Raw genomic sequence first — 7,813 nt, 5'->3', positions numbered from 1 at the left:
AAAACCATGAAGCCCCTTCATCAGCCTTCAGGTATCACCCACGGGCTCGAGTTCCTGATCGCCGAGAACTGGTCTGCTGATCAGGCGCTCGCTGTCGTCGAACTTATCGACGATCTCCGCGAGCGCATCGTCGGGCACTATCAGATTGCGCTCAACGAACTGCTGCGCGAACAGCGCTCGCCTCCTGGAAACCCTCACCCTCCTCGTGACAACGAGGCCGCCCCATTCTGACTAACGACCGGCACGCTCGACCATGGGCGCCAACGACTGACCACGGTTGTTGACGCTTTTACTCAACCTTGCGCCGCCGTTTAGTGTCGGATTTGCACCGCCGCTAACAGCACCTACTTTTCTTTGCCGGCCGCAAAGAAAAGTAGGCAAAAGAAAGCGGGCTCACACCGCCAGCTTGTAGGTGTCGACCGCTGCACCGTTATCGTTAGCGGTCCGAAAACAAGTTCAGCTCTCGCACCACACTACTGAGTGACACAGCGCTCATTCATCCCGCCCACGCACTTCGTGCATGGCGGTTCGGCATAACTACTCCCCTGCCGTCCCGCGCGTGGGCGTGGGCGTGGGCGTGGGCGTGGGCGTGGGCGTGGGCGTGGGCGTGGGCGTCGCAGTTTATGCTCTCACCGCAACGAAGTCGTTGCTAGTGCGCGATAGCGCGCGCCGTGTCTCGCCAAAGTACTCGAGTAAAGGATCAGTGACTCGAAACGCGCCAGTAGGTTCGGTGGCGTGTGCGCTGCCTGCTCCGCTGCCCCGGCGTCGCGGCCAAAGCGCGCTAGTGTTATGTGTGGTCGGAACGCTCGCGCGTCAACCGGTAAGCCGTGCTCGATCATCAGCGATCGTACCTGCCAGTCAAGTTTTACGAACTCGTCCGTCATCGCTAACGTCGCTACCGTCAGGCGCGGGTGCGCCGCGCTCGGCCAATGTTCTATGCGCGTCACCTCCGTAGGTGTCAGCGGCGCGCTATGTTCAGCCAGTGCTTCGGCGAGCGCGCCCCCCTGCTCTACGGTCAAGGCGCCGATGAACGTTACCGTCAAATGCAATTGCTCGTAGGGCACCCGCCGTGCATTCGCTGAAACCGGGATCGCTCTCAGTGCATCGCGCGTCTCAACATCCGGCGCCAATGCGATAAAGCAGCGCTGCCAGCCGTCGATCGCCTCTGAATCCGTTGCCTGCATCGTTTGTCACCATCCCCTGGTTAAAACTCCGCTCGCGCAAGAATACTGCGGGTGCCGCACCATACATCCGGTCTCGTCTCGCCAAACGTGTACTAGATTACGTCAGCGGCAAGCCCCTGCATCCTTCGCAAGCAGTTGCCAGCGCTGGCGCAGGTGGCCCCAAAACGACGTCATATTATCGCCGCCCTGCCCGCCCCCATCCTCCAATTGAAAAGCCGGGTCACCCTTGCGGGTGCCCGGCTTTGGGTACTGCTTTGTCGTCTCCACCTCGTCCTGCAAATCGTTGCCGGTCCTTCGCCCTTCGACGCGGCCGGCCGGAGACTTAGCGCGGCAGTTCCGAATGACCCATCAGGTAAGCGTCCACCGAGCGCGCGCACTGGCGCCCTTCGCGGATCGCCCACACTACCAGCGACTGTCCGCGGCGCATGTCGCCTGCCGTGAAGACCTTGTCCACCGAGGTGTAGTACGCCTTCTCGCCTTCCGTCGAGGAACGCACATTGCCGCGTGCGTCCTTGTCCACGCCGAAGGCTTCCAGGACCGGCGACACCGGCTGCGTGAAGCCCATCGCCAGCAGCACCAGGTCGGCCTTCATTTCGAACTCGGAGCCCGGCACTTCCTGCATCTTGCCGTCCTTCCATTCGACCCGCACCGCGATCAGCTTCTCGACCTTGCCGTTCTTGCCCTCGAAGCGCTTCGTCGCCACCGCCCAGTCGCGCTCGCAACCTTCCTCGTGCGACGACGACGTGCGCAGCTTGATCGGCCAGTACGGCCACACCAGCGGCTTGTTCTCCTCTCCCGGCGGTTGAGGCAGCAGTTCGAACTGCGTGATGTCCTTCGCGCCGTGCCGGTTCGAGGTGCCGACGCAGTCAGAACCTGTATCGCCACCGCCGATCACAACCACATGCTTACCCTTGGCCAGCAGTTGGCCTGCAACCTTGTCGCCTGCGTTCACCTTGTTCTGCTGCGGCAGGAATTCCATCGCGTAGTAGATGCCTTCCAGTTCGCGGCCCGGCACCGGCAAGTCGCGCGGCGTTTCCGAACCGCCCGTCAGCACCACCGCGTCGAACTGTTCTTTCAGTTCGGCAGGTGTGATGGTTTCCTTCGCCGTGTTGCCAATGTGCGCCGGCAACGGATCCTTGCCGATGAACACGTTGGCGCGGAACGTCACGCCTTCGGCTTCCATCTGACGCATGCGGCGATCGATCAGCCACTTTTCCAGCTTGAAATCAGGGATGCCGTAACGCAGCAGGCCGCCGATGCGGTCGTTCTTTTCGAACACCGTCACATCGTGCCCCGCGCGCGCGAGTTGCTGCGCGACCGCCAGGCCGGCGGGGCCGGATCCGACCACCGCGACCTTCTTGCCGGTCTTGTGCTTCGACGGAAGCGGGGCAACCCAACCTTCGGCCCATGCCTTGTCGATGATCGCGTGTTCGATCGACTTGATGCCGACCGGGTCGTCGTTGATGCCGAGCGTGCATGCTGCTTCGCACGGCGCCGGGCAGATGCGGCCGGTGAATTCCGGGAAGTTGTTCGTCGAATGCAGCACTTCGATCGCGTTCTTCCAGTCCTGGTGGAACACCAGGTCGTTGAAGTCCGGGATGATGTTGTTCACCGGGCAGCCGTTGTTACAGAACGGAATGCCGCAGTCCATGCAACGCGCGCCTTGAATCTTCGCGTCTTCGTCGGACAGCGCCGCGACGAATTCCTTGTAGTGCTTCACACGCGTGAGCGGAGCTTCGTACGCCTCGTGGCGGCGCTCGAACTCGAGAAAACCGGTTGCCTTGCCCATATGGTTCTCTTCTCTATCTGTATCAGGTGGGGTAATCGGTACCCGCCGCACACGAGGGCGGCAGGTACAACTAAGGGGTATCTATCGTCTTGCGCTGCAAATTACGCGGCGAGCACTTCGTTTTTCGCCTTCTTCGCAGCCATTTCGCCCAGCGCGCGCTTGTATTCCGTCGGGAACACCTTCACGAACTGACGGCGCGACGCATCCCAGTTTTCGAGCAGCGCCTTCGCACGCGGCGAACCCGTGAACTGGAAGTGACGTTCGATGAGCCCCTTGAGCAGCACTTCGTCAGTTTCGCCCGCGTGCCACAGGCCCTTGTCGACCGTGCGTTCCTGTTCTGCCTGTTGCAGCACCGGATCCAGCGCGACCATCGACTTGTTGCACTTGCCGGCAAACGTGCTGTCGGAGTCGTACACGTAGGCGATACCGCCCGACATGCCGGCCGCGAAGTTACGGCCGGTTTCGCCGAGCACCACGACCGTTCCGCCCGTCATGTACTCGCAACCGTGGTCGCCCGTGCCTTCGACAACCGCCGTTGCGCCCGAGTTACGCACGCAGAAGCGCTCGCCTGCCACGCCGCGGAAGAACGATTCGCCTTCGATTGCGCCGTACATCACCGTGTTGCCGCAGATGATGTTCTCTTCCGACTTGCCGCGGAAATCGTTGGTCGGACGAATGATGATGCGCCCGCCCGACAGGCCCTTGCCCACGTAGTCGTTACCGTCGCCGACCAGATCCAGCGTCACGCCCTTGGCGAGGAACGCGCCGAAGCTCTGGCCTGCGGTGCCCTTCAACTGGATGTGAATGCTGTCGTCAGGCAGCCCGTCGTGACCGTACTTCTTCGCGATCAAGCCGGACAACATCGCGCCGACCGTACGGTTCACGTTGCGCACCGGCTGGATGAACGAGACATGCTCGCCCTTCTCGATGGCCGCCTTCGCCTTCTCGATCAGCGTGTGGTCGAGCGCGCGGTCGAGGCCATGGTCCTGCACGTCGACGTGCTTGCGCGCCACTTCCGCCGGCACCGACGGGAGGTGGAACACGCGCGAGAAATCGAGACCCTTCGCCTTCCAATGCTCGATGCCCTTCTTCATGTCGAGCAGTTCGGCATGACCGATCAGGTCGTCGAACTTGCGGATGCCCAGTTGCGCCATGATTTCGCGCACTTCTTCCGCAACGAAGAAGAAGAAGTTGACGACGTGTTCCGGCTGGCCCTGGAACTTCGCGCGCAGCACCGGATCTTGCGTCGCGACGCCGACCGGGCAAGTGTTCAGGTGGCACTTGCGCATCATGATGCAGCCTTCGACGACGAGCGGCGCCGTCGCGAAGCCGAATTCGTCCGCGCCGAGCAGCGCGCCGATCACCACGTCGCGGCCGGTCTTCATCTGACCGTCGGCCTGCACGCGGATCCGGCCGCGCAACTGGTTCAGCACCAGGGTCTGCTGCGTTTCCGCGAGACCCAGTTCCCACGGCGTACCGGCGTGCTTGAGCGACGACAGCGGCGAAGCGCCCGTGCCGCCATCATGACCAGCGATCACGACGTGATCGGCCTTCGCCTTCGCCACACCCGCTGCCACCGTGCCGACGCCCGATTCCGACACGAGCTTGACCGAGATGCTGGCGGCCGAATTCGCGTTCTTCAGGTCGTGGATGAGCTGCGCCAGATCTTCGATCGAGTAGATGTCATGGTGCGGCGGCGGCGAGATCAGGCCGACACCCGGCACCGAGTAACGCAGCTTGCCGATGTAATCGGACACCTTGTGACCCGGCAGCTGGCCGCCTTCGCCCGGCTTCGCGCCCTGCGCCATCTTGATCTGGATCTGGTCGGCCGACGACAGATATTCCGCCGTCACGCCGAAACGGCCCGACGCCACCTGCTTGATCTTCGAGCGCAGCGAATCGCCTTCCTTCAGCGGAATGTCGACAATGACTTCGTCGCCGATGACCGACTTCATGGTGTCGCCGTTCTTGATCGGGATGCCGCGCAGTTCGTTGCGATAGCGGTTGGCGTCTTCGCCGCCCTCACCCGTGTTCGACTTGCCGCCAATGCGGTTCATCGCCACCGCCAGCGTAGCGTGGGCTTCGGTCGAGATCGAGCCGAGCGACATCGCGCCCGTTGCAAAGCGCTTGACGATTTCCTTCGCCGATTCGACGTCGTCGAGCGGAATCGCCTTGGTCGGGTCGAACTTGAACTCGAACAGGCCACGGAACGTCATGTGACGCTTGGTCTGATCGTTGATCAGGTGCGCGTATTCCTTGTACGTCTGGTACGAATTGCTGCGCGCCGAATGTTGCAGCTTGGCGATCGCATCCGGCGTCCACATGTGTTCTTCGCCGCGCACACGGTAGGCGTACTCGCCGCCCGCGTCGAGCATCGTGGCCAGCACCGGGTTGTCGCCGAAGGCTTCGCGATGCAGACGGATCGCTTCTTCCGCGACTTCGAAGAGGCCAATGCCACCCACCTTCGACGAGGTGCCCTTGAAGTACTTCGAGACCAGGTCTTCCGCAAGGCCGACCGCTTCGAAGATCTGCGCGCCGGTGTACGACATGTAGGTCGAAATGCCCATCTTCGACATGACCTTCTGCAGGCCCTTGCCGACTGCCTTCGTGAAGTTGTAGACCGCCTTCTCCGCCGACAGGTCGCCCTTCAGGCCGGCAGCCATCTGCGCGAGCGTTTCCATCGCGAGGTACGGGTGCACGGCTTCCGCGCCATAGCCCGCGAGCAGCGCGAAGTGGTGCGTCTCGCGCGCCGAGCCGGTTTCGACGACCAGACCCGCGCTCGTGCGCAGGCCGTGCTGCACCAGATGCGTGTGGATCGCGGCCGTGGCGAGCAGCGCCGGGATCGCGACGTTGTCGCGGTCGGTGCGGCGGTCGGACACGATCAGCATGTTGTAGCCGGACTTCACCGCATCGACAGCTTCCGCGCACAGCGACGCGAGGCGCGCTTCGATGCCTTCCTTGCCCCAGGCCACCGGGTAGCAGATGTTCAGTTCATAAGAGCTGAACTTGCCGCCGGTGTATTGATCGATGGCGCGGATCTTGGCGATGTCGCGGAAATCGAGCACCGGCTGCGACACTTCGAGACGCATCGGCGGGTTGATGTTGTTGGTGTCCAGCAGGTTCGGCTTCGGACCGACGAACGACACCAGCGACATCACCATGTTTTCGCGGATCGGGTCGATCGGCGGGTTCGTCACCTGAGCGAACAGCTGCTTGAAGTAGTGATAGAGCGTCTTGTTCTTGTTGGACATGACCGCCAGCGGCGAGTCGTTGCCCATCGAACCGACCGCTTCTTCGCCGGCTTGCGCCATCGGCGCCATCAGGAACTTGAGATCTTCCTGCGTATAGCCGAAGGCCTGCTGGCGATCCAGCAAGGCGGCGGCTTCGCGGCGCTCCGTCACGACGTCTTCGGCCTTCGGCTCGATTTCGTCGAGCTTGATGCGCACCGCATCGATCCAGCTCTTGTACGGCTTGGCGTTGGCGAGGTTGTCCTTGAGTTCCTTGTCGTCGATGATGCGACCGTGTTCCATATCGATCAGGAACATCTTGCCCGGCTGCAGACGCCACTTCTTGACGATCTTCGACTCAGGAATCGGCAGCACGCCAGCTTCAGACGCCATGATGACCAGGTCGTCGTCGGTAATGATGTAGCGCGCCGGACGCAGGCCGTTACGGTCGAGCGTGGCGCCGATCTGGCGGCCGTCGGTGAAGGCGATCGCAGCGGGGCCGTCCCACGGCTCCATCATGGCGGCGTGGTATTCGTAGAACGCGCGGCGGTTGTCGTCCATCAGCGTGTGCTGTTCCCATGCTTCCGGGATCATCATCATCACCGCGTGGACGAGCGGGTAGCCGGCCATCACCAGCAGTTCGAGACAGTTGTCGAACGAAGCGGTGTCCGATTGGCCCGGGTAGATCAGCGGCCACAGTTTCGGCAGGTCGTCGCCGAGCACGTGCGAGGCGATCGCGCCGGTACGGGCGTTCAGCCAGTTGACGTTGCCCTTCACCGTGTTGATTTCGCCGTTGTGGGCGATCATCCGGTACGGGTGAGCCAGTTCCCACGCCGGGAAGGTATTGGTCGAGAAGCGCTGGTGCACCAGTGCCAGCGCCGAAATGGTCCGGTCGTCCTGCAGGTCGCGGTAGTACACGCCGACCTGGCCGGCCAGCAGCAGCCCCTTGTAGACCACCGTGCGCGCCGACATGGACGGCACGAAGTATTCCTTGCCGTGCTTGAGCTTGAGCGCCTGGATGCGGTGGCTCGCGGTCTTGCGGATCACGTATAGCTTCCGCTCGAGTGCGTCGGTCACCATGATGTCCTTGCCGCGGCCAATGAATATCTGGCGGATCAGCGGCTCGCTCGCCTTGACGGTGGGCGAAATCGGCATGGAGTGGTCGACCGGCACATCGCGCCAGCCCAGCACCACCTGGCCCTCGGCCTTCACCGTCCGTTCGAGTTCCTGTTCGCAGGCGAGCCGCGAGGCGTGTTCCTTCGGCAGGAAGATCATGCCGACGCCGTATTCGCCGGAAGGCGGCAGCGTCACGCCCTGCTTGGCCATTTCCTCACGATAGAACGCGTCCGGGACCTGGATCAGGATGCCCGCACCGTCGCCCATCAGCGGATCGGCGCCGACGGCGCCCCGGTGGTCGAGGTTTTCGAGAATCTTCAGACCCTGCTGGATGATCTCGTGGCTTTTCTTGCCCTTGATGTGTGCAACGAAGCCGACGCCGCAGGCGTCATGCTCGTTTTGCGGGTCATAGAGACCTTGCGCGGCGGGAACCGAGGAGACCGGTTGCTGGTGATCGTTCATGGGGACACCGTCTGTAAGGGGGCCGGGGAAGGCCG

General features: G+C 62.7%; 4 protein-coding genes. 1 reads left to right on the top strand and 3 read right to left on the bottom strand.

The features are described 5' to 3' along the window. Positions 1 to 231: hypothetical protein (locus tag BLQ92_RS37825; RefSeq protein WP_244896712.1), on the top strand; the 231-nt coding region annotated here is incomplete at its 5' end. A gap of 398 nt (positions 232 to 629) precedes the next feature. Here the strand turns inward: BLQ92_RS37825 and thpR are convergent. The 3 genes from thpR to BLQ92_RS37810 all read right to left on the bottom strand — a co-directional run bounded on the left by thpR (position 630) and on the right by BLQ92_RS37810 (position 7,778). Then, complete coding sequence (gene thpR / locus BLQ92_RS37820; RefSeq protein WP_090695844.1) at positions 630 to 1,184, bottom strand: RNA 2',3'-cyclic phosphodiesterase; 555 nt, start codon at positions 1,182 to 1,184, stop codon at positions 630 to 632. A 322-nt stretch (positions 1,185 to 1,506) separates the two neighbouring features. Further along, entirely contained in the window at positions 1,507 to 2,973 is a 1,467-nt protein-coding gene (locus BLQ92_RS37815; protein WP_090695842.1) for a glutamate synthase subunit beta, read from the bottom strand. A 101-nt stretch (positions 2,974 to 3,074) separates the two neighbouring features. Continuing rightward, complete coding sequence (locus tag BLQ92_RS37810; protein ID WP_090695840.1) at positions 3,075 to 7,778, bottom strand: glutamate synthase-related protein; 4,704 nt, start codon at positions 7,776 to 7,778, stop codon at positions 3,075 to 3,077. Positions 7,779 to 7,813: the final 35 nt, after the last annotated feature.

Source organism: Paraburkholderia phenazinium, assembly GCF_900100735.1.
Classification (GTDB): Bacteria; Pseudomonadota; Gammaproteobacteria; order Burkholderiales; family Burkholderiaceae; genus Paraburkholderia; species Paraburkholderia phenazinia.
This window is presented reverse-complemented; position numbering and strand designations above follow the sequence as displayed.

Coding starts and splice junctions, on each gene's coding strand:
- thpR (WP_090695844.1), bottom strand. CDS start 1,184: ATGCAGGCAACGGATTCAGAGGCGATCGACGGCTGGCAGCGCTGCTTT.
- BLQ92_RS37815 (WP_090695842.1), bottom strand. CDS start 2,973: ATGGGCAAGGCAACCGGTTTTCTCGAGTTCGAGCGCCGCCACGAGGCG.
- BLQ92_RS37810 (WP_090695840.1), bottom strand. CDS start 7,778: ATGAACGATCACCAGCAACCGGTCTCCTCGGTTCCCGCCGCGCAAGGT.